The organism is Shewanella sp. ALD9 (assembly GCF_002836315.1).
Lineage (GTDB): Bacteria > Pseudomonadota > Gammaproteobacteria > Enterobacterales > Shewanellaceae > Shewanella.
In genome coordinates, this window is record NZ_PJCD01000001.1 from 190,153 (window position 1) to 212,301 (window position 22,149).

The 22,149-nt window shown below is 42.8% G+C and carries 23 protein-coding genes and 1 pseudogene; 12 read left to right on the plus strand and 12 right to left on the minus strand.

Annotated elements, in window-relative coordinates:
- Positions 1 to 74: 74 nt before the first annotated feature.
- The 7 genes from CXF88_RS00925 (at position 75) to CXF88_RS00955 (ending at position 6,877) form a co-directional block, all read left to right on the plus strand.
- Positions 75 to 686: a tRNA-uridine aminocarboxypropyltransferase gene (locus CXF88_RS00925; RefSeq protein ID WP_101084922.1), complete on the plus strand. Its 612-nt coding sequence runs from the start codon at positions 75 to 77 to the stop codon at positions 684 to 686.
- Positions 687 to 691: 5 nt separating this feature from the next.
- Entirely contained in the window at positions 692 to 1,075 is a 384-nt protein-coding gene (locus CXF88_RS00930; protein ID WP_101084923.1) for a hypothetical protein, read from the plus strand.
- Positions 1,076 to 1,118: 43 nt separating this feature from the next.
- Positions 1,119 to 1,763, plus strand: a complete 645-nt coding sequence (locus tag CXF88_RS00935) for a class I SAM-dependent methyltransferase (protein WP_101084924.1) — start codon at positions 1,119 to 1,121, stop codon at positions 1,761 to 1,763.
- Between the two features lie 124 nt (positions 1,764 to 1,887).
- Positions 1,888 to 3,195 (plus strand): amidohydrolase, encoded by a 1,308-nt coding sequence (locus tag CXF88_RS00940; RefSeq protein ID WP_101084925.1) that lies wholly within the window; start codon positions 1,888 to 1,890, stop codon positions 3,193 to 3,195.
- Between the two features lie 86 nt (positions 3,196 to 3,281).
- On the plus strand, positions 3,282 to 4,610 hold the full coding sequence (locus CXF88_RS00945) for a pitrilysin family protein (RefSeq protein WP_101084926.1): 1,329 nt from the start codon (positions 3,282 to 3,284) through the stop codon (positions 4,608 to 4,610).
- Positions 4,607 to 6,058: a pitrilysin family protein gene (locus tag CXF88_RS00950; protein WP_101084927.1), complete on the plus strand. Its 1,452-nt coding sequence runs from the start codon at positions 4,607 to 4,609 to the stop codon at positions 6,056 to 6,058. The genes CXF88_RS00945 and CXF88_RS00950 overlap by 4 nt, the downstream gene beginning before the upstream one ends.
- A gap of 255 nt (positions 6,059 to 6,313) precedes the next feature.
- The gene (locus CXF88_RS00955; RefSeq protein ID WP_101084928.1) at positions 6,314 to 6,877 is read left to right on the plus strand and encodes a hypothetical protein; all 564 of its coding nucleotides are present in this window, start codon (positions 6,314 to 6,316) and stop codon (positions 6,875 to 6,877) included.
- 29 nt (positions 6,878 to 6,906) lie between these two features.
- Here the strand turns inward: CXF88_RS00955 and CXF88_RS00960 are convergent, their stop codons facing one another.
- The 3 genes from CXF88_RS00960 to CXF88_RS00970 form a co-directional block, all read right to left on the minus strand.
- A complete protein-coding gene (locus tag CXF88_RS00960; protein ID WP_101084929.1) occupies positions 6,907 to 7,245 on the minus strand; it encodes a DUF2956 domain-containing protein in 339 nt (112 codons plus the stop codon).
- A complete protein-coding gene (gene trmL, locus CXF88_RS00965; protein ID WP_059745837.1) occupies positions 7,245 to 7,709 on the minus strand; it encodes a tRNA (uridine(34)/cytosine(34)/5-carboxymethylaminomethyluridine(34)-2'-O)-methyltransferase TrmL in 465 nt (154 codons plus the stop codon). Before trmL ends, CXF88_RS00960 begins: the two co-directional genes overlap by 1 nt.
- A gap of 250 nt (positions 7,710 to 7,959) precedes the next feature.
- Complete coding sequence (locus CXF88_RS00970) at positions 7,960 to 9,336, minus strand: mechanosensitive ion channel family protein (protein ID WP_101084930.1); 1,377 nt, start codon at positions 9,334 to 9,336, stop codon at positions 7,960 to 7,962.
- A gap of 316 nt (positions 9,337 to 9,652) precedes the next feature.
- On the opposite strand from CXF88_RS00970, the gene CXF88_RS00975 reads away from it, so the two are divergent.
- Positions 9,653 to 9,811: a YqaE/Pmp3 family membrane protein gene (locus CXF88_RS00975; RefSeq protein ID WP_011635799.1), complete on the plus strand. Its 159-nt coding sequence runs from the start codon at positions 9,653 to 9,655 to the stop codon at positions 9,809 to 9,811.
- A 259-nt stretch (positions 9,812 to 10,070) separates the two neighbouring features.
- On the opposite strand, the gene CXF88_RS00980 is transcribed toward CXF88_RS00975, so the two are convergent.
- The 3 genes from CXF88_RS00980 to CXF88_RS00990 form a co-directional block, all read right to left on the minus strand.
- Positions 10,071 to 11,471: an ATP-binding protein gene (locus tag CXF88_RS00980; protein ID WP_101084931.1), complete on the minus strand. Its 1,401-nt coding sequence runs from the start codon at positions 11,469 to 11,471 to the stop codon at positions 10,071 to 10,073.
- Positions 11,471 to 12,157, minus strand: a complete 687-nt coding sequence (locus tag CXF88_RS00985; protein WP_059745835.1) for a response regulator — start codon at positions 12,155 to 12,157, stop codon at positions 11,471 to 11,473. Before CXF88_RS00985 ends, CXF88_RS00980 begins: the two co-directional genes overlap by 1 nt.
- Before the next feature lie 116 nt (positions 12,158 to 12,273).
- The gene (locus CXF88_RS00990) at positions 12,274 to 13,701 is read right to left on the minus strand and encodes a thioredoxin family protein (protein WP_242445075.1); all 1,428 of its coding nucleotides are present in this window, start codon (positions 13,699 to 13,701) and stop codon (positions 12,274 to 12,276) included.
- 275 nt (positions 13,702 to 13,976) lie between these two features.
- On the opposite strand from CXF88_RS00990, the gene CXF88_RS00995 reads away from it, so the two are divergent.
- Together CXF88_RS00995 and CXF88_RS01000 are read left to right on the plus strand one after the other, a co-directional pair.
- Positions 13,977 to 14,468 (plus strand): Spy/CpxP family protein refolding chaperone, encoded by a 492-nt coding sequence (locus CXF88_RS00995; protein WP_101084933.1) that lies wholly within the window; start codon positions 13,977 to 13,979, stop codon positions 14,466 to 14,468.
- Positions 14,469 to 14,669: 201 nt separating this feature from the next.
- Positions 14,670 to 15,539 carry a cation diffusion facilitator family transporter gene (locus CXF88_RS01000; RefSeq protein ID WP_101084934.1) on the plus strand — a complete coding sequence of 290 codons (870 nt, stop codon included), beginning with the start codon at positions 14,670 to 14,672 and terminating at the stop codon, positions 15,537 to 15,539.
- Positions 15,540 to 15,613: 74 nt separating this feature from the next.
- Here CXF88_RS01000 and CXF88_RS01005 read toward each other — a convergent pair whose 3' ends face one another.
- Entirely contained in the window at positions 15,614 to 16,126 is a 513-nt protein-coding gene (locus CXF88_RS01005; protein WP_101084935.1) for a gluconokinase, read from the minus strand.
- 181 nt (positions 16,127 to 16,307) lie between these two features.
- Here CXF88_RS01005 and CXF88_RS22160 point away from each other — a divergent pair.
- A pseudogene (locus tag CXF88_RS22160) lies at positions 16,308 to 16,521 on the plus strand (GntP family permease); the annotation flags it as partial.
- Positions 16,522 to 16,536: 15 nt separating this feature from the next.
- Positions 16,537 to 16,962, plus strand: a complete 426-nt coding sequence (locus CXF88_RS22035; protein WP_242445076.1) for a hypothetical protein — start codon at positions 16,537 to 16,539, stop codon at positions 16,960 to 16,962.
- 116 nt (positions 16,963 to 17,078) lie between these two features.
- Here the strand turns inward: CXF88_RS22035 and CXF88_RS01015 are convergent, their stop codons facing one another.
- The 5 genes from CXF88_RS01015 to CXF88_RS01035 form a co-directional block, all read right to left on the minus strand.
- Positions 17,079 to 18,308 (minus strand): sensor domain-containing diguanylate cyclase, encoded by a 1,230-nt coding sequence (locus tag CXF88_RS01015; protein ID WP_101084936.1) that lies wholly within the window; start codon positions 18,306 to 18,308, stop codon positions 17,079 to 17,081.
- Between the two features lie 214 nt (positions 18,309 to 18,522).
- Positions 18,523 to 19,935, minus strand: coding sequence for a nitrogen regulation protein NR(I) (gene glnG, locus CXF88_RS01020; RefSeq protein ID WP_101084937.1), 1,413 nt, complete (start codon positions 19,933 to 19,935; stop codon positions 18,523 to 18,525).
- 36 nt (positions 19,936 to 19,971) lie between these two features.
- Positions 19,972 to 21,009: a nitrogen regulation protein NR(II) gene (gene glnL, locus CXF88_RS01025; RefSeq protein ID WP_101084938.1), complete on the minus strand. Its 1,038-nt coding sequence runs from the start codon at positions 21,007 to 21,009 to the stop codon at positions 19,972 to 19,974.
- 139 nt (positions 21,010 to 21,148) lie between these two features.
- Complete coding sequence (locus CXF88_RS01030; protein WP_101084939.1) at positions 21,149 to 21,673, minus strand: DUF4124 domain-containing protein; 525 nt, start codon at positions 21,671 to 21,673, stop codon at positions 21,149 to 21,151.
- Between the two features lie 130 nt (positions 21,674 to 21,803).
- Positions 21,804 to 22,115: a pyrimidine/purine nucleoside phosphorylase gene (locus CXF88_RS01035; protein WP_011635813.1), complete on the minus strand. Its 312-nt coding sequence runs from the start codon at positions 22,113 to 22,115 to the stop codon at positions 21,804 to 21,806.
- Positions 22,116 to 22,149 lie beyond the last annotated feature (34 nt).

A 22,149-nucleotide genomic window follows, 5' to 3' on the forward strand; every position in this document is an offset into this window, starting at 1 on the left:
GGTGTAGAGCGAAGTATATTGAACTCAACTTTACATATTTGCAACAACAGATTTGCAACAAAATAAGACAAAAAATGAGCAGAAGTTATTGTATCCATTGCCAATACCCACAGTCGGCTTGCGTGTGTCATGCGCTCAAACCGGTGACGTCAAATACCGAGGTGGTGGTGATGCAGCATCCATCTGAAGTGGATCATGCTAAGAACACCGTGAGGTTATTGAAACTGGTGATGCCGCAGATAAAAATTTACGTGGGTGAATCTGCCGCGGACTTTATTGAGCTGCAACATTATTTAGCTGCGCAAACGAAGCCGATTTATGTGGTTTATCCAAATGAGCACAGTCAAACTGTAGCCGAGGCTGGAGCCAGTGAGGCTGCGATAATTATTTTAGTCGACGGGACTTGGCGTAAAGCATACCGAATGTTGCAGCTCAATCCGTGGTTACTTAATTACCCGTCATTGCATCTAGAATGTGAAGATGAGTCGCAATATATCATTCGTAAAGCGAAACGTAGCGACAGCTTGTCGACTCTGGAAGCGGTTGCCCACACGTTGATTGCCTTAAATCCAGCGGCTGAAATCGCGCCAATATTTGCAGTGTTTAACGCAATGGTGCAACATAAGTTAACGGCTATGCCTGCTCTGGTTCGTGAGCGTTATAACGGCGATAAAATCAAAGGATAGACAACATGAAACATTGGCTGATAGGCTCATTTATTTTGCTCGTTACGGCCAGTTCATTGGCGTTAGTTACTGTAGCGGCTGATAAGCCACATAAAAAAATGACCTTGGCTGAAAAGGGCGAGCAAGCACGACAAGAGTCGGCTGAGCTTGAGCAAACACAATTGCAAAAAGCACGTGAGGCAGCCAAGGCTACCTCGGAACGTGAGCAAGAAGTATTAGCTAAGTCGCAGCCAAACGATTGGGAAGCGCAGCAGCTCGAAAAAGCCCGTGCTCAATCGGATGAGCGTTTAACCCGTCAGCAAAAGTATTTACAACAGGCGCAAGAGGCCGCTACTCAAACCCGTAAAATCCCTAAAGACACCAGTATAGAGCCAGTTCAATCTGATTAGTCTTGCTGTTGATTGACCCATTCGGTTTATTTTGGAGTTCGCTTTGTCGTCTTGTCCTTTGTGTCACCATGAAACAGTTGCTTTTTCTCAAGATAAAAGTCGTCCCTATGTCCGTTGTTCGCAATGTTTTTTGGTATCGGTTCCTGCAGCATTTTATTTGGATCAAATAGCTGAAAAAGCCCATTATGATTGCCACAATAATGACGTTGCCGATGTGGGTTATCAACAATTTTTATCTCGTACTTTAACGCCATTAATCGCCCGTATTAAACCCGACGCAACAGGGTTAGATTTTGGCTGCGGTGAAGGCGCAGTGTTAAGTAAAATGGCTGCAGCGCAAGGTATTAAGGTGGTTAATTATGATTTATTTTACCACCCAGATACTCAAGTACTCTCTCAGCAATATGATTTTGTTTGCTTAACTGAAGTGATAGAGCACATTGCCAATGCGCAGGCGTTGATGACGCAGTTAAGTACATTATTGTTGCCTGGCGGCATATTGGCAGTAATGACCAAACAAGTACCCAGCTTAGATAAGTTTAACAATTGGTACTATAAAATTGACCCAACTCATATCAATTTCTACTCTATAGAAACCTTTCAATGGTTAGCATTACAGCAAGGTTGGCAGCTTGAAATTATCGACAGCGATGTGGTGTTTTTTCACCTTCCAAAGTCGCCAGTTTAGTCGTGAGTGTTGGGTATTAATAAATAGATACAATTGACTTGTTAGCAAAGCGGTAAAAGATTTAACAAAAGCGTCATTTCAAGGTAGTTTTGTTGCACTAATTACTATAATAAATGGAATAAACATGCGCCTGACGTCTGTTGCTTTACTGCTTTCAAGTGTATTTGCCACCAGTGTTTACAGCACGACTACCGTGGCTAGCGTGCCCAATGCTGCAGAGCTAACCGCTCAAGTTGAAAGCAAAGTCATTGCATGGCGCCGCGATTTACATCAACACCCTGAATTATCTAATCGCGAATTTCGCACCAGTAAAGTGATTGAGAAACATCTTAAATCTCTCGGACTTGAAGTGCAGACGGGTATTGCTCATACCGGTGTGGTCGCCATACTAAAAGGCGGCAAGCCTGGGCCATTAATTGGTTTACGCGCTGATATGGATGCGCTGCCCGTTACCGAAGTGGTTGATTTACCTTTTGCCTCTAAAGTAACTGACACTTATCGAAATCAAACAGTAGGTGTGATGCACGCCTGCGGTCATGATACCCATGTGGCCATGCTGATGGGCGTGGCTGAAAACCTCGTAAAAGTAAAAGACAGCCTAGCCGGTGATGTAATGTTTATCTTTCAGCCAGCCGAAGAAGGCGCGCCAGAAGGTGAGCAAGGCGGTGCGGAGTTAATGCTCAAACAAGGCTTATTTGCTAAGCGCAAGCCTGAGCAAGTGTTTGGTATGCATGTTACTTCAAGCATGCCTACAGGTATGATTGGTCTACGTTCCGGCCCTGCAATGGCGAGTGAAGACTCATTTACGATTAAAGTGATGGGTAAGCAAACCCATGGCTCACGTCCTTGGAGTGGTGTTGATCCTATCGTGGCCTCGGCACAAATTATTAATAGTGTACAAACCATTATTAGTCGTCAGGTGGATATTACCAAAGCACCCGCCGTAGTGAGTTTTGGGGCCATTAATGGTGGTATTCGATCGAATATTATTCCTGATGAAGTAGAGCTTATCGGTACTATTCGTACTTTCGATCAAGATATGCGCGCCGACATTAAAGTTAAATTGGCCGAAGTGGCAGCTAATGCCGCTAAAACAGTTGGCGCCACTGCAGTAACCGTGATCCAACCTGGTTATCCGGTTACGGTTAACAACCCAGAGTTAGTCAGCAAAATGCGCCCGGTTATCGCCTCTGTAGTGGGTGACAATATGTTGATTGAGCCAGGACTGATTACCGGTGCGGAAGACTTTTCTTATTACGCATTAGAAACACCTGGGATGTTCTTTTTCTTAGGAGTGACTCCTGCTGACCAAGATATCAATAACGTCGCCAGTAATCACTCTCCAGCATTTTATGTTGATGAAAGTGCCTTTAAGGTTGGCGTACAAACCATGACCCAAATTGCTTTAACCGCATTAAGCGCGGCACAATAGCCCTATTTAAAAACCAATTTTAATAATCCATTTTTAAAAAACCAATTTTAATAAACCATTGGACGATAGCTCAAAAGGAGCGAGATATGACCCGCAAGATAATGGCGTTGCTGATGACGTTAGGTGTACTGAGTGCACCTAATGTGTCAGCGACACAAGCTGAAGATATTAATAGTTTTACCTTAGATAATGGCATGAAGATTATGGTGTTGGAGGATAGTTCTATCCCTAATGCCAATATGTACATTTTTTGGAAAGTGGGTTCGCGCAATGAAGTACCTGGTATTACCGGTATTTCGCACTTTTTTGAACACATGATGTTTAACGGTTCTAAAAAGTTTGGCCCTAAAATGTTTGACCGCACGATGGAAGCTGCTGGTGGCGCCAACAACGCTTATACCAGTGAAGATTTAACGGTATATACCGACTGGTTTCCAGCCAATGGTCTAGAAACTATTTTTGATTTAGAAGCAGACCGCATCGCCAATTTAGACATCAACCCTGAAATGGTTGAGAGTGAGCGCGGTGTGGTGCAGTCAGAGCGTACCACAGGGCTTGAAAACTCTAACTGGCGTACGATTCAAGAAGCGCTTAAAAGTGTCGCCTTTGCGGCGCATCCTTATAGCTGGTCGGTTATTGGTTATGAGTCAGACATTGCAGCTTGGACATTAGCAGACTTACAGCAATACCATAAAACCTACTATGCCCCTAACAATGCGCTAGTGGTGATTACCGGTGATGTGAAGCTAGCCGAAGTGAAAGCCCTGGCTAATCAGTATTTTGCGCCAATTCCGGCCCAAGCCCCACCGAAAGCCGTACGCACGGTTGAACCGCAACAAAATGGCGAACGTCGGGTATTTGTTAAAAAAGAATCGGTAAGCACGCCAAACATTATGTTGGCTTATCATGTACCTGCAACTAGCCATGCAGACTACTATGCATTGGATTTATTAACGTCGATGTTAAGCGAAGGTAATAGCTCACGCTTTTATAAAGCGCTAGTCGACAAGCAATTAGCTGTCGCTGCCGACACTTACATGCCGATGTCGTTTGACCCTAACTTGTTTTATATCTTGGGTGTAGCGAATGCGGGAGTCAGTGCCGAGACTTTAGAAAAAGCTCTCATCGAGCAGATTGATCTAATTTCCGAGCAAGGTGTGACTCAGCAAGAACTTGAAAAAGTTAAAAATATTAAGTTAATGGACTTTTACCGCACGATGGAAACCATTAATGGTAAAGCCAATACTTTAGGCACATACGAGCTGTATTTTGGCGACTATGCAAAACTGTTTAACGCCCCAGAAGCCTATAACAAGGTCACTCCTGCTGATATTCTGCGTGTGGCGCAAACCTATTTAATTAAAGCGAATCGAACTGTCGGTGTGCTCGCTGCTACTGAGGAGTCAGACAAATGAAAACCGTAACTCACACACGTATTAAGATATCGTTATCAGCAATTGCATTAGCGTGTAGCTTAGGGATAAGTGGTTGTGCGACGACCCAGAAAACCACTGCCGACTCCGCCAACCCTGTTACCGCTAGCTTTGTTATGCCAAGCTACCAATCTGTTACCTTAGACAATGGCTTAAAGGTTAAGCTGATGGTGCAAAAAGAAGTGCCATTAGTGACCATTGATGCCGTAGTGAGAGCGGGAGCAGTCAATGATATGACTTCTGGTATGGCTTACATTACCTCACAAAGTTTAATGTTGGGTGCAGCGGGTCAATCAAAGGCCGACATCGAGCAGCAGTTAGATTTTATGGGTGCCAGCATAGACACCAACGCTGATTTAGAAGGCAGTTATATTCGTGCCAATATGATGAGCAAAGATGTTGATACCGTGCTCGATATTTTTAGCCACGTATTGCGTCAACCAGACTTTGATAGCGCTGAATTTGATAAACTAAAACAGCGCGAAATTGTGGGTTTATCACAGCAAAAAGAAAGTCCTCGAGCAGTGATTGGTCGCTACTTCAATAAGTTAGTCTTTGGTGATCATCCTTATGCCAATCCGGTATCAGGCAATAGTGACACCATTGGTAAACTTTCTGTTGAGGAGTTACGTGCTTTTCATAAAGGCTATTATCAACCAAACAACATGACCATTAACGTGGTGGGCGATTTTGATGTTGCCGACATGACCGCTAAACTGAATAAAGCCTTTGGTGATTGGCAGACCACTGAAACCGTGGTTCAGCCAGATTTAAGCCAACATTTACCAACATTAACCCAACCTCACGTACTGTTGGTCGACAAGCCTGACGCAATTGAAACCACCTTTTTAATTGGTGGCGTGGGGATCCGTTATGACAATCCTGATTATGTTGGGTTAACTGTAGTGAACACCATTTTAGGTGGTCGTTTTACTTCATGGTTAAATGATGAATTACGCGTCAATGCCGGATTAACTTACGGTGCCCGTTCTGGTTTTAGCCCTTATGCTCAATCTGGGGTATTCCAAATCAGTACTTTTACTAAGTCATCGACCACTAAAGAAGCCATTGATTTAGCCTTAAAAACCTATGCTCGTTTATGGGGAAAGGGCATTGATCAAACCACTTTAGATTCTGCCAAAGCCTATGTTAAAGGCCAGTTCCCACCTAAGTATGAGACGAGTGGACAGTTAGCCGGTTTATTGTCAGACATGTATCTGTATGGCTTTAATGATGATTTCATTAATCAATTTCAAGCTAAAGTAGATGGACTTACCCTTGCAGACACTCAACGTTTGATTAAGCAATATTTCCCACAACAAAACCTACAGTTTGTGTTGATTGGCAACGCTGAAAACATTGTTGATATTGCGGCGCAATACGGTGAAGTGACTAAAGTTGATATCACTGCGACGGGTTTTGGTCAGTAGTTGTCAGTGGTTAATTGCTTAATTAGTTGAATGGTTAGTCAGTTAATGACTTATTCAATTAATGACTTAGTCTGTTAATTGCACTGTAGTATCGTATGATGGCTCACATAAGTGGGCCATTTTTATGGCTAGATATCATGGTGTCTCTCAGTGATTCAATGAGCTCGCTAAGCCAGAATAGATGCAGGTACAATTGCTTATGTTGAGCTTGTGATCCGTTAAGTGTTAAACGCGATTGCGATAAGAGGATGGTTAATGATACATACATGCCGATTTATATTACTGCTAACGGCGATGTTGTTACTGACACATTCAACGTCATCTTATGCTGCGAAAGTAACCTTAGATACGTTTTGTAGCCAACTAGCGGGTGAGTGGCAGGGCAGTGCAGCCAATCCGAATGTTGCGCCTAAGCAGGTAAGCACTTCGGTGATGTGCTCGGCAGATAAACGTAATTTATACATTAGTGTTAGCCGTGGTAGTCGCTTTTCGAACAGTGAAACTTGGTGGTTTAGGCAACAACAAGATCATATTTTATTGGTGTATGCCAATGGGATTACCGATGATATTTCGCAACAGTTAACGCTTTATGAGCAAGCGGGCAGTTACTCATTTTTAGGCAAGGGGGAAATTAATCAACGTCCGGCCTTAGTACAATTGCAGTTCGATCCCATGATGAGTGATACCAAACCGTCAACAGCAGGATGGCAATGGCAGCAAAGCGCGCACTATTTGGATGACGACAGTGAGCAGTATCAAGTCATTAGAGCCATTAGTCTGCTTAAACCATCGGCAAAGAATACTCTGCCGACAGAATAAAATGAGTGCTTTTTAACACCCACAGTGACTTAGCGATAAAACAAATAAGCGGCAAACAATGCCCAACTCAATAGCAGTAACCCCAGCAACGACCATGTTAAAGGGTTGAATCGACTCTCTGGTTCAATGTAAGACATATCGGAATCGTCATCATTTGAGCTTGTCGCGCTTTTAGATTTTTGCTGCTGTTTACGGGCTTTATCTCGTTCACGAGCCTTAGCCTTCTCACGTTTTTTGTATTCAGCAATCCCCTTTTCAACGCCCGCAGCAATCAGCTTGGTTTGTTCTTTAACTTGCCCAGGTTTTTGGGTTGCTTTAGCAATGGCTAAAGCATCTTGTTGGGTTTCAGGTGATAGCGTCTTTTTCATTACTCAGCGCCTGCAAAACCCAGCTGACGCCATGCTTCATAACTAATAATGGCAACTGAATTGGATAAGTTTAAGCTACGGCTATTGGCGGTCATTGGGATACGTAAGCGCTGCGCAAGTGGCGTCGCATCAATAATATCCATTGGTAACCCACGGGTTTCGGGGCCAAATAATAATACATCATTTTCTTGGAAAGCAATTTGCGTATGAGGACGGCTACCTTTAGTGGTGCAAGCAATAATACGCTTTCCTGCCATGGCCTCTAAAAAAGCGGCATAGTTTTTATGGCGAGTCACACTGGTTAGATCCGAATAATCGAGTCCCGCGCGACGTAATTTCTTTTCTTCGAGATCAAAACCTAACGGCTCAATCAAATGTAACTGCGAGCCATTGTTGGCGCATAGACGAATGATGTTTCCGGTATTTGGAGCGATTTCGGGTTCATAAAGGGCAATATGAAACATAGCAACCTTAGGTACGAAGCATAAAAAGAGTGGCAAATTATACCCTAACCAAGGTTTGACTGCGAGGCGTTATAAACGCTGACGTTATCAAAATGGGCGATACAGCCCTGATGATAATTGCTGGTTGGGCGCTGACACATAGGCAATAACAACCTGATAAAATACTGGCTATTTTATTGATGCCTTCGCGCTATAGTTCGCATATCGAGAAATAAAAATTCCATGCTTATTCCTCAACCAACATAAGAGCTTAGATAATATTGGCGCCACTTTCAGGATCTCGTGATTGTGCCGCTTGTTGACGTATATCATCGGTATCGCTGCTGATGTCATCGCTAGTTTCATTATGGGCATCTTCTAATGACTCTTGGGCTTTGTTGCTGTTGTGCTCAGTGCTCTGTATCGTATTCAGAGGTGTTTCACCTTGCTGATGTCCATTGGTGACTAATTGTATCCCTTGAGGGAAAATACGTTCGCGGGCGTCGTCAGGCAAGCTTATCTGATTCGCTTCATAAGCGCGCACCAGCAAGCGCATTAAAATTGAAGCCACTTTGGGAACACTGTGAGTTTCAGCATTGACCCAAAAATACACTTGTAGATTAATCGTCGATGAACCAAGGTTTTTTATCAGCACCTGCGGCTCGGGATCTGCGAGTACGCCGTGATGATCGGCCATGATCTCCATAGCGATGTCCTGAGCCTTACGGATACTTGCATCATAGCCAATGCCAATGACAAAATTGCCACGCATTCTCGGGTTGGCGGTAAGGTTTTTAATCACGTTTTTATAGATAGTGGCATTGGGTATTTGGATATGATTTCCGTCGTAATCGACTAACGTGGTGGCTCTTGCTGTGACTTGCTTTACCACTCCCAAATTCCCTTCGACGGAGATTACATCACCTAATTTGAACGGACGCTGCACACTGAGTAATAAGCTGGAAATAAAGTTTTCGGCGATGTCTTTAAAGGCAAAACCTAAAATCAGCCCAATGACACCAGTGCTGCTAATAATCGCGACCGCAAACTGCGTTAAGCCAGCGAGGCGCAAAAATATATACAGTCCCAATAAGATGATCAATACACTGATGCTGCGCTGCATCACTAAACGGATCAACTCACTTTTTGTCACCCAAGCTAAGGGACTAATCAATAAGCGAGCTAAAGGATGTGAAAGCCAAAATAGGAGTAAAAAAATCGATAACCCTAAAGCCAAACGCGGTAAATAGAGTAAGGCTTTGGCCCAAAATTGCTCAGCATCTTGCTTCAGGGGAGCTAAAGATAAGGGCGCAATAGGTTGCAAGTGAATATTATCCACCACCTGAGTTACACCAGGTAAAGCGGCTATGGTTTGCAGTATGCGCTCTTTACTCGCTTGCTCCGTGGCAGAGCCGTTTAGATTGACGACAGAGCCTTGTATTTCAATGTCTATTGCGCTGCTTGGGTCGTTAATCTGTATCAGTTGCTTCACAGTGTTGGGCGAAGGCGCAGCCTGGACATCAGTAGATACAAAGTTGGTAAGGCAACCAACAGTGACTAAACTCCATAGTAGAATCCATCGACTTAATCTTGGGGATGATCGCTGATTGCAGCGAGGAAAACTGTTTAAAAAAAATCGACAAATCATAAGATTATCCGCAAGGTATTAGCCTGTCATTATTCAATATTAGCAAATAAACTTCAAAGGCACCAAAGGTTGTGAGTGTTATCTGCTAATGTTTTAGAGTATGCAAAAAGGGCTTTTTTCACTTCTAAAGGCATACTAATAGGTCAATATATGGGGTCGTGTAGTTGCTTAAAAACCGATGCTGATTAAGATCTAGAACAGCAACATTAGAAATAGTGGTCTGGTAATTGCTTTGTATATTATGAAAGTGAATACAAATCAGTTCATACACGCTGGGGTGATTGCTAACCTCAACACATTCAAAATGGAGAATATCATGGATTTATTACGTATTTTAATCGCAATCTTACTACCACCTCTTGGGGTTTTCCTGCAAGTGGGGCTAAGTAAGACCTTATTATTAAATATAATTTTAACCTTGCTAGGCTACATTCCTGGGATAGTGCACGCGGTATGGGTGATTGCTAAGCGCTAGTGGCTGCCAAGATGATTATCCCTAATGGTGAAGCGGCTCAGGCTGCTCACATTTATCGGAAAATGTTGCCAGTTAGGGGTAATTTTTACCTAGTAATGACATGTTTATCAATAATGTGCTTTACGCTGTGTCGTCTATTAAGCTGAGCTAGCTGTTTATTGATACTCGTTTATTCCCTGCGTATGCAGCGGTTATGGACAATGCCATTACTCAGTCCGATTAGAATATAAGTGGTTGAAGTTTGTCTTTTTTATATCGACTAGCTAACCGGTAAACTGATACTGAGCTTAAGGCCTTCGCGCTTTCCTGTTGGGCCGATAAGGTTTTCTGCCACTATACTGCCTTGGTGTAACGTAATGGCGGCTTGAGTGATTGCCAAGCCCAAACCCCAACCGCCGCTTTGCCTATCTCTGGCAGTGTCGGGGCGATAGAAAGGTTTAAATATAGCTTCGAGTTCTTGTGGCTCTATACCTGGACCGTCGTCTTCCACCGTTATCAATATGTGCTTGCCAACTTGGGCTGCGCTAATGGTTATCTGACTATTGGCATAGTAAATCGCATTACGCAGCAGATTTTCTATGGCGCGCGAGAGTGTCTTTGGGTGAAAAGGTAATAGCAGCGCCTCTGGTATATCAATTTGTAATAGTTTGCCTTGCTGCTCGGCTTCAAATTCGGCGTCATCTAACACTTGGCTTAAAGATTCTGCTAATTCGAGTACGACTTTATTTTCATGGCTGGCCAAGCTTACCCGAGATAGAGTGAGCAACTCGCTTATTAGCGCTTCAAGTTGTAAGGCTTCATAGCCGATACGTTCTAGCTCTTCACTTTGCTGCCCTTTTTTACGGCCTAACGCTAAGGCTAATTGCAGCCTAGTGAGTGGTGTGCGCAGTTCATGAGATATGTCGCCCATTAATCTTTGCTGATTGTTAATCATGGTTTGTACGGCATCGGCCATGCCGTTGAAAGCCTGTGCCAATTGGCCCATTTCATCGCGACGATTTGCGGTAGCTGCATCAACTCTGCTAGATAAATCACCTCTAGCGAGGGCATTGGCACTGTGTTTTAGCGAACGTAATGGCTTACCCAAATACCATGCGAGTAAACCGCATAATAAGCCTGACAATAATATGGCTAAGCCTGCGGTCAGTAATTTATTGTCGGCAAAGAAGAAGAACCACGGCCGTGGATGATTATCGGGGAAACGACCAAATAATTGATACGGTTTGCTGTTGACCTCAAAAGAATACGGGCCAAAAATAAGCTCATCTCTAAATTGATGGCTGATCGGTTGGTCTGCTTCTTCTGCCATGAGTTGAAAACGTCTAAATCCACGCGAGACTCGTTTGGTATTTAATACTTGGCCTTCGCCGTCGGTTAAATATAAACGCAATGGGCCGCCATTATGGTTTCTATCACCTTCTTTATTGCGGCTACGGTGCAGACGTTGAAGGTTTTTACCTTCGAGCAATTGAGGTTGCTCTTGTATCCGTTCTGCAACGTTTTTAAGCACTCGCTCAAGGCTGGCAGGTAATGGCGAACGATCATGATTTTGTTGCAGTAATGGCAATAAAGACACCAGTGCAATAATCAATGAACTGCATAGCCAAAAGCCTAACAATAATTTAAAAAATAGCCCGTTAAATGGATTGTTCTTTAGCATTACGGTATCCAAATATAACCTTTACCGCGCAGGGTTTTGACGCGTGGACGGCCATCTTGGCGCTCTGGTAGTTTCTTGCGTAAGTTAGACAAATGCATATCTAAGCTACGATCAAATGGCATTAACTTTTTGCCTAATACGTTTTCGCTTAATGATTCTTTGGTGACCAGTTCGCCTGACTTTTCGATTAAATGAAACAGCAGTGAAAATTCGGTGCCAGTGAGAATGATTAGTTGCTCATTGCAATAGGTTTCTTGGCGGGTAGGGTCGAGACGTAAATCACCAAACTGCATCATTTCATTGGCTTGGCTATCTTGCTGAGTGGTTTGCGCTCGACGTAATATGGCTCTAATTCGAGCCACTAACTCGCGATCATTAAAGGGTTTTGGCAAATAGTCATCGGCACCAATTTCAAGGCCGACAACCCGGTCAATTTCATCACCGCGAGCGGTTAGCATTAATACCGGTGTTTGCTTGCGTTGGCGTAAAGCACGCAAGACTTCAAAACCATTCAGTTTAGGCAGCATCACGTCAAGAAGGATTAAATCGAAGTCTTGCTGTTGCGCCATCATCAGCCCTTGCTCACCATCATAAGCTTGGGTTAATACAAAGCCTTCCAACTCAAGTAATTGGCTGAGTAGATCTGATAAACCAATATCATCGTCGATCAGTAAAATACGATTCATAACTTTCCTCTGGCACAAAGAAAATCTGTATGTTGAAGCTAACATACAGATTTTTCGATCAATTAAGCTTATCTTATGCCAAGATTAAATCATATCAACATTGCACAGTTTTACATTTACCCTGCTTTATTTTGCACTATGTAGCGTTTAATTCTGGCAATAATAAAGGTCAGTACAATAGACCCCAAAATCAGACCTACAGAAAAGACTGCATTTTGCAGTGAGTTAGGGTTAAACACTAACATGCTGCCTAAACCTAACATCATAATACCTGACATCAGTTTAAGTACTTCGCCTTCTTTTTCGGTCAGTTTGCGTTTACCTAAGGTCATTGAGAATACAATCACAATAGCGGCAAGTGGAATAACGTAAACCACATTGTAAGCGATGAGGTATAAGTAACGTTGCATGGTATCGAGATCTGATAACGACAACACTGAGGTGTAAATCATTGGAAAACCAGCGGTGCAAAGCAGTTCATAAGTGTTAGCTAAAATAGCCAGAATCGTTGAGCCTAAAATCATTGTCGGTAACGAGCTGGCTTTAGATAATTTGCCCATACGCTTAATAAGCGAGCCACGATTTTCAACTGACATTGAAAGGCTAACGTCGCCGCGGCCATAGAAGTAATCTTTTATATTCACTATGGCTGCAATCAATGCCAATACCCCCGCACAAGTGATAATGATACCGCCATCACCGCCGCCAAGTAGTTGAAATAAGTTAAGCCAGGCGCTCATAAATATAAAGTAGATAAAGCCTGAGAAGAATACAAAAATACCGCCTACCAATAACATACGTTTGCGGCTGCCTGCATTAACCATGATGCTCAGTAAAAACAGCAACACGAAAAATGCGCAAGGATTAAAAGCATCGACACCAGCGAGTACTAAGGTGAGCACTGGCAATGACATTTCTTCAGGGTGCACTGCACCAATGAGTGGAATGTCGACAGGCTGAACAGTTGGTATAGGGGTAATGTCACTGGCTTGGTCAAATGACATGCCACACGAACCTTCGGCTTCTGGGTCGTCACTTGTGTCACTACAGGTTTCAAATAGTGGTGCGCTTACCACTGGCGTAGCGCCTAAGAAATCATCGAGCTTATTACCAATGTCAGCTTTACCACCTTGGCGTTGATGGCAGTTAACTAAGCGCTCTAGGATGTAACGCCCTGTGACATCATGGCTGTTATAGCCAACAACGGCCTCGCCACAAATGGCAAAGTAGGGCACCGATTTAGGTTCAACACCAGTGTGTTGGCCCATTTCCATGAGTTTATCGACATTGCCGGGTTCGCTAATGGCGTAGTCGTGTAATTCTATCCAGTCAAAACGTTCGCCTAAAGCATCAATAAAAGGATGCGCTTCACGACAATGAGGACAGGTTTTAGACCAAAAGAAATGCAGTTTAACCACAGGCTGCTGGTTTTGCTGAGTATACCAAAGTGAGTCGTCTGTTGAGGCCGCGGTACTGGCTATTGAGCTGGGTGCCAATATCAGTACACAAAGAAGTAACAGTAATTGGCCAATCAATCGGTTCATAATGTATTCCATTAAAGCGCTAATAGTTAGATTTTATGCCCTAATATGAATACTGTAAGGATCAAGTCTGAATTACGTTAACTGGCTCGCATTACTGCGATTTTTATCATTCAATATGCCAACTTGATCATGAATTACTGGCGCTAAAGTGCTATGAAAACGTTCTTTACATAGGTTTACTCAGTCTTAACCCTCATTGACATTGCATTCGGTAAACTGAGTATCAAATCTGCTAAGGCAGAAAATAAATCCCATTCATACCGAGGTACTTAACAATGAAAACATCATCAATCATCAAAACGAGTTTAGTTGCCTTAGTGGCAAGTTCGGCTTTATTAGCTGGCCAGTTATATGCAGTTGATGCAGCTGATAACACTGTAAAAACTGAAAATGTTGCCGCTAAAGGTGACCGACATCATGGTCACAAAGGTGGCATGCATAAAATGCTTCGTAAACTGGACTTAACTGATGCCCAAAAAGTTCAAGTAAAAGCCATCTTCGATAAGTACAAAGCTAACCGTCCTGAGCGCCCAACTAAAGAGCAGCGCGCTGAGCACCGTACAGAAATGTTAGCGTTAATCACTACCGCTGGTTTTGACGAAGCAAAAGCAACTGCAATGGCTGAAGCACAGCAACAAAAGCATTTACAAAAGATGCTGACGCATTTGAAAATGCAAAACGAAATTTATCAATTATTAACGCCTGAACAGCAACAAACGTTTCAAGATAAATTTAAGCTAGGCAAAGGCCACAAACCGCGCCGTTAATGATTAACTGATACAACATCAGGTTAAATAGATAAAAGCCATTACCTTGGGGTAATGGCTTTTTTATTCATGCAAGTTTGCTAATGGTCACACTTTGCATAAGACCAGCAGCGACTTTAGTAAACTTTATCCTAATCGAGCAATGAACTTGCTATAGTAATAGCAGATAAATCATCAGTTAAATGAGCCGACAATTCTTATATGAGTACCTCTTCTGAATATGACTTTTGGGTCAAATTAGCTAGCCGCGCGTCGGTAGCTACTGCGCTGTGTCTTATTGTGATTAAGTTAATCGCTTGGTTGTACTCTGGCTCGGCCAGTATGTTGGGCTCATTAACGGATTCATTTGCAGATGCACTTGCTTCGATTGTTAACTTTATTGCTATTCGGTATGCCATTGTTCCCGCGGATAAAGATCATCGTTATGGCCATGGCAAAGCTGAACCATTAGCAACGTTAGCCCAAGCGGCCTTTATTTTAGGTTCGGCGTCGTTATTATTATTGTATGGCGGCGAAAAGCTTATTCATCCAGTGGCAGTCACCAATGCGATGAGCGGCATCGTGGTGTCGATTATTGCCATTGTGCTGACATTTGCACTCGTTTTACTGCAACGACATGCGTTGAAAAAAACCAATAGCTCTTTGGTTGAAGCCGATTCATTGCATTATAAGTCTGACTTGTTATTGAATGCAGCGGTGTTGTTTGCGCTAATATTAGCGCAATATGGCTGGTGGTGGGCCGATGGTTTGTTTGCGGTGTTTATTGCATTGTTTATTGGTAATCAAGCACTCGGTTTAGGTTATCGTTCAATTCAGAGTTTACTTGACCGCGAGTTAGACAACGAGACTCGTGACAAGATTAAAGCCTTGGCCAAGCAAGACCCTCGGGTTCAAGGTATTCACGATTTACGTACTCGCCAAGCAGGTAAAACCACATTTATTCAATTGCACATGGAATTAGCCGGTAACTTGTCTTTGCATGATGCTCATGAAATAGCAGATAAAGCGGGTATGACGATTAAAGCGGCGTTTGATGATGCTGAAGTGATTATTCACCAAGACCCGGTGTGATAGAGATGAATGGGGATGACAAATGCCAGCTCAGCAATACGTGCGATTAAGCTGACACAGGTTAGGTATAGAGATTAAAATCCCAGAGCGTTAAATTGCGCCAAAGCCTGCTTTACTATGTCTGTAATACTGGCGTTAATATCGACAGTCACCACTAATGGCTCATTAGTGGGTTCTTCTAATGTGGCAAACTGGCTGTCGACCATGTTTTGTTTCATAAAGTGACCTTTTCTGGCTATTATGCGTGCCAAAATCAATTCATAGCTACCCTGCAAATATAAAAACCCGACCTGTTGATTACCTTGCCGAATTAGATCCCGATAGGATTTTTTTAGTGCAGAACAACCAATAATCACGGTTTTATTTTGGTTGTTAAATTCTAAAGCTAGATCACCAATACGCGATAACCAAGGTGCTCTATCAGCATCATTTAGAGGTTCTCCTCGGGCCATTTTTTCTATGTTGGCCTGGGGGTGAAGATCGTCACCGTCTACAAAAGTGGCATTCATCATTTTTGCTAACAGTTCACCTACGCTGCTTTTACCACATGCGCACACACCCATTACAATAATGCATTTTCCTGTCATTCTCTTACCATTCCTTAATATAAGCTTATATAATTAAAGACTTATTTTTTCGTAACTCAGTTTATAACTTGAGTTTACTGATCTCATTAAGGTTTGTGAATTCGAATGAGCACTCTCATTAATCACTTTGGAATATAGTATGGACACAATGGTACAAATCGCAGACCCGACCTACTTGTTGATGATAGCTGCACTCGCCATTATCGCGTTATTGATCCTGATTATTAAAATGAAATTGCATGCTTTTGTATCGTTAACATTAGTCTGCGTGGCCACTGCACTGGCAAGTGGCATTAGCAGTGATCAAGTAGTGCCGACTATGATGGCGGGTTTTGGTGGCACCTTGGCTTCAGTTGCCTTATTAGTCGGCCTTGGCGCTATGATAGGTAAGATTTTAGAGGTCACTGGCGGTGCTATTAGTCACGGGTGCCGGTGGCATGTTTGGTGGTGTGTTACGTGCCAGTGGTATAGGCCAAGCATTAGCGGATGCATTATCCGATACCGGTATGCCGTTAATTGTGGCCGCATTTGTTATTGCCACCTGTTTGCGGGTGGCGCAAGGTTCTGCAACTGTGGCATTAACCACTACAGCTGCATTAATTGCGCCCATGGTTGCGGCAACGGCTGGATTAAGCGCTGCTGATTTATGTTTTATTGTGATTGCCATTGCTGGTGGTTCAACGGTGTTATCGCACTTTAATGATTCCGGTTTTTGGCTGGTAGGGCGTTTGATGGAAATGGACGAGAAAACCACGTTAAAAACATGGACAGTGATGGAAACCTTACTCGGCACCATAGCTTTTATCATTGTTGGTATCTTGAGCATACTGTTTTAAATATCAATCGGTTATCATTAACAGTGACGAATTGACGTTTTAATACTAACAAAGCCGCAATAGCGGCTTTTTTTAGCCAGAATATTGGCTTAATTTAGTGTATTTATGACTCTAGGTTATGCAAACACTAGCTGGCTAGTGATTTGTGATCGGGCTTGTTCTAACGCTGAATCTGCACGCAAAATAAGGCGGTCGATAGTGTCGTCAGCTTGCCAGTTAGATAACCCGACACAGGCACTAAAGCGAATGTGCTTACCGCTTTCTGGTTCGATTAGCTCCGTATGTTCGATACTATGACGAATACTCTCGGCTATTTTTAGTGCAATATTTTTGCTGCTAGCTTGAATGATGGCAATAAATTCATCACCGCTCCAACGGGCGATTAAGTCAGTTTCAGCAAGCTTACTTTGGCAATGCTGAGCAAAGTGAATTAACGCTTTATCACCCATATCATGGCCAAACAAATGGTTAATTTGCTTTAAGTCATCTATACCCATTAAGACACAATAAAGGTGTTCATGCACAAGGGTGCTATGGGTCATTAATTGCTGACTAAAATGGATTAACCCTCGTCGATTAAGGGCTTTTGTGAGGTAATCAACATAGATTTGTTTATCGAGTTTGTCTTTTAATAAATAAGATTCGGTGACATCGATCATGGTAACTTGAATAGCGGGTTGCTGCTCCCAACTGATCACCGTCTCAATTAATTTCACCCATATGATACGACCGCTAAGGTGTAGGCATTTGATTTCAACAGGATGAGGTTTAACTTTATTCGCGAGTAACGCAGCGTTAGCGTCTAGGCGCTGTTCTTGATAGCTTGGTTCAATCACATCCAAAATTGAGGCGAGTGACATAATACTTTGAGTATTAGGGTAACCGAATAGTTGTGCTAATGTCTGATTGCAATATAGCGGGCTAAAGTTGCGATGTACTAATACGCCTTGTACAGATCCATTGACTAATTGCTGATAGCGACTTTCACTTTGTACTAAAGCTTGTTTAAGTGTTGTAGATTCAGTTAAATCCACAATCGTGATTTGTAGGGCTGATCGTCCTTGCCATTCAACTATATGTTCAATAGCTAATATATTGAGTTTCAAACCTAAACGGTTACGGTTAACGTAGCTGCGTACCTGAGGTTTTTCTATACCACTCATTAATGCGTAGTAAGTGTGTGTGGCTACATCCTGTAGTTCGTGATCGATTAACTCTAGAACACTCTTTAGCGCTAAAATATCTTGAGCTGTATTATAACCGAAGATTTTTGCATAATTATCATCGGCATAAAGTGGTATAAAATCTTGATGAATAACTACACCATAATGAGCATCAAAATCCAAAATCGTTCCTTGTTTGAATGTTATATTTTAATGTAGCATTTTTACTCGATAAATATTCTAGCGCTTTTGGTTATTTGTACCCTGATGTGATGTGTAAACTCGGCAATATGAGATCATCTTCGCACTTACCGTTGTTAAGATCATAGCATTTTCATAAAAGTGTCATTGCCATAATGTTATTACATCATTATGGCTCCCCTGCGTCGTTTCGTTTTTAGTCCATCGACAGTTCTTTTAATTTACGCGTTAGGGTATTACGACCCCAACCTAGACGTTTAGCGGCTTCTTGTTTATGGCCTTGAGTATGTCTTAGTGCTGTTTCAAGTAAAATACGTTCAAATTCAGGTTGCACTTCAGTGAGTAAATCACTTTCACCTGCAGCCAGCTTTTCATCAATCCAATCAGTTAATGCGGTTTGCCAGTCACTTGCTCCAGCTTGTTTCTGCTGGGTTGCTACTGGGTCTTTAAGCAATTCTGGTGGTAAATCTTGCGGTAAAATTTCTTGTCCGGACGCCATTACGGTTAACCAACGACAAGTATTCTCAAGTTGGCGAACATTACCCGGCCAAGGAAGGTTAGCCAATTTTACCGCGGTTTCTTTAGTGAGTATTTTGGGTTCAACGCCAATCTCTTTCGCTGCGGTGCTTAAAAAGTGATTAGCGAGTTGGGCAATGTCTTCACGGCGCTGCGATAACGGCGGTAAGTGTACTCTGATCACATTGAGGCGATGAAACAAATCTTCGCGGAAGGTGCCTTTTTGCACCTGCACCTCAAGATTTTGATGCGTCGCAGCAATAATACGTACATCAACTTGCACTGCTTGATGACCGCCGACACGATAGAACTGGCCGTCGGCAAGGACTCGTAATAATCGCGTTTGCACATCGATTGGCATGTCACCGATTTCATCTAAAAATAGCGTGCCACCATTGGCTTGTTCAAAACGACCTTGGCGCACGTTGGCGGCACCAGTAAAGGCGCCTTTTTCATGGCCAAAGAGTTCAGATTCAATCAAATCTTTTGGGATGGCAGCCATATTTAATGCAATAAAGGGTTTATCCTTACGCGGGCTGTGTTTGTGCAATGCACCAGCGACTAATTCTTTACCAGTACCAGATTGGCCATTGATGAGCACACTGATAGATGAGCGAGATAATCGGCCTATGGCACGAAACACTTCTTGCATTGCCGGGGCTTCACCAATAATTTCAGGGGTTTTTATGGTGGTATCAATAACGGGTTGTGGTGCTTGCTCTGTTGCATGTGTGAGTGCGCGTTCAACTAAATTAATGGCTTCATCAATATCAAATGGTTTTGGTAGGTATTCAAATGCACCTGCTTGATATGCGCTCACGGCACTGTCTAAGTCTGAGTGGGCGGTCATGATGATCACTGGAATATGTGGATAATGCAGTTGTAAGCGATCAAGCAAGGTTAAGCCATCAGTACCTGGCATGCGGATGTCTGAAACGATGACTTGAGGTTGTGATGCTTCTAAAGCTTGCCACAAGGATTCTGCAGCAGCAAAGCTAGCCGTTGACAGTGATGCGCCTTTAAGGGCTTTTTCGAGTACCCAACGGATCGAACTATCATCATCGAGGATCCAAACTTGTTCACTAATGTTCATGTTACTACCTCATTCTGCCTACAAAGGGCATGCTAGTTATTGTAATGGCAGGTTAATAATAAATTCGGTATGCCCTGGTGCCGAAACACAATCAATGCGACCGCCGTGTAATCGGGCAATGTTATGCGCAATGGATAATCCTAACCCTGAACCCTCGTCACGTCCGGTGACCATAGGGTAGAAGAGGGTATCCATTAACTCAGCAGGAATACCGGGGCCGTTATCAATAATGGATAAGGCGAGTACCACTTTATAGCGCTGTGTTCCAATGGTGACTTGATGTTGAGTGCGAGTGCGAATGACAATATCGCCACCACAATGTTCTAACGCTTGTATCGCATTTTGCACAATATTCAATACGGCTTGCTGCATTTGATCTGGATCCATCTGAATATCTGGAATCGATGGATCATAATCTCGTTTTAAGCAGATATTGTCTGGCAGTGCCATTTCGACTAACTTAAGCACTTTTTGAATCACTTGATGGATATTGTGTTCAGCATGCTGCGTTGGTCGTTGTGGGCCAAGTAAACGGTCGACTAAATTACGTAATCTATCTGCTTGTTCGATAATCAGACTGGTAAATTCTTTTAATTCGGGCGAGTCGAGCTCTCGCGATAACAACTGCGCAGCGCCTCTAAGGCCGCCCAGCGGGTTTTTAATTTCATGGGCTAAATTACGTACCAAAAACTGTGCAGCTTGCTGTTGGGCGTCCATATTAAGCTGCTGATGAATGCGACGTTGTTGGTCTACTTGACGTAATTCTAAAATGCTGAGGTTATTGTCATTTTCAATTGGCATCAAGGTGATATCAATGGTGTGATGTTGGCCGTCTAGGGTGATTAATGCGGCGGTATTGACCGTGAGTCCCTGGCCGGCATTAATGGCATCGCGTAGTAATTGTGGCTCAACCCCCATCAGTTGATAAAGCTCAGGAAGCGTTTGCTCGAGTAGCTTATGGTTACCTACTCCCAATAATTGTGCGGCCGCGGCATTAGCATAGCTCGGCTTGAGCTCGTTATTAATAACAAGCACTGCGGTGACTAAGTGATTGAGAAGGTTATTTGTGTCCATTAGCCGTCCTAGTATAGGGTTGCACCATTATAATGCACCACTTTGGTGCATATCACAACCCGGAACACACAAGCACTTTGTAAGATAAATAGTCACGCAAAATTTCATAAGCTAATGAATAAACTGATTTTTATCTTAATCATTTAGACTTTTTTGCAGGTCCAAATACAGATGCTTGGTGAAGGAATATCTTTCTAGGAGAGCTTGATGCAAGGACTTTGCCGCTTTGTGTTACAGCGTTAACAACCAACGAGTGTTCACCTCTATTAATGCCCGTTAATTGGAATATATTCGATGCTTGAGCAGGGGCAGTGATAATACCATCGACTAATAATGTCATTAGCACGCCACGAGGTAATTGAGGGGTGACGCTCACTGACACGGTAAATGCGCCATTATTGTCACGCACAGTAGCTTCTTCTTGGGGAGAGGTAATCGAAATCGTGTAGTTAATTGATGCTTCTGTTGTTGGGATGACATTGATTTTTGTTGGGGTGTCAATCGTCATGTTGTTTTGGGTGTTTTCATTTAATTCAACAGCTTCGGCATTATTTTTTTGTTCATCCGAGTAATGAACTTTGCCATTTTCATCTACCCAACGGTATACGGTAGCAACACTTTGGGCGCTCAATAATAGCAAACTAATAAGTATGATAAGGCGCATGATGTACTCCATAAAACGACAGTTTTAATAGAGTAGACGTTTTTATAAAAAAAATCAGCTTAAACTGTTTAGTTAAGCTGAATCGAAGCGGCAATATTAAACCGCTATTGTTTATTTAGGTGCAACAACACTAGATGTATTGGCAGCAGTATTCTGAAATTTGATCTGTTCGGATACTGAAGCTCACATTTGGTGCAAGCTCAAACTGGCTTGCTTCAGCATATGCAACCCACTCAGTTTTACCCGGTAATAACACGTCAAACTTGCCAGAAATAACCTGCATTATTTCACCTTGAGCCGTTGAAAACTCATATTCACCAGGCAATACCACACCAAAAGTTTGTTTACTACCATCAGCTAATACTACGCTTCTGCTTATCACTTTACCGTTAAAATACACATTGGCTTTTTTAGCGACGCTTACCTGTTGCAACATACTCATATATTTTTCCTAAAAATGATCTTGGTTTGAATCT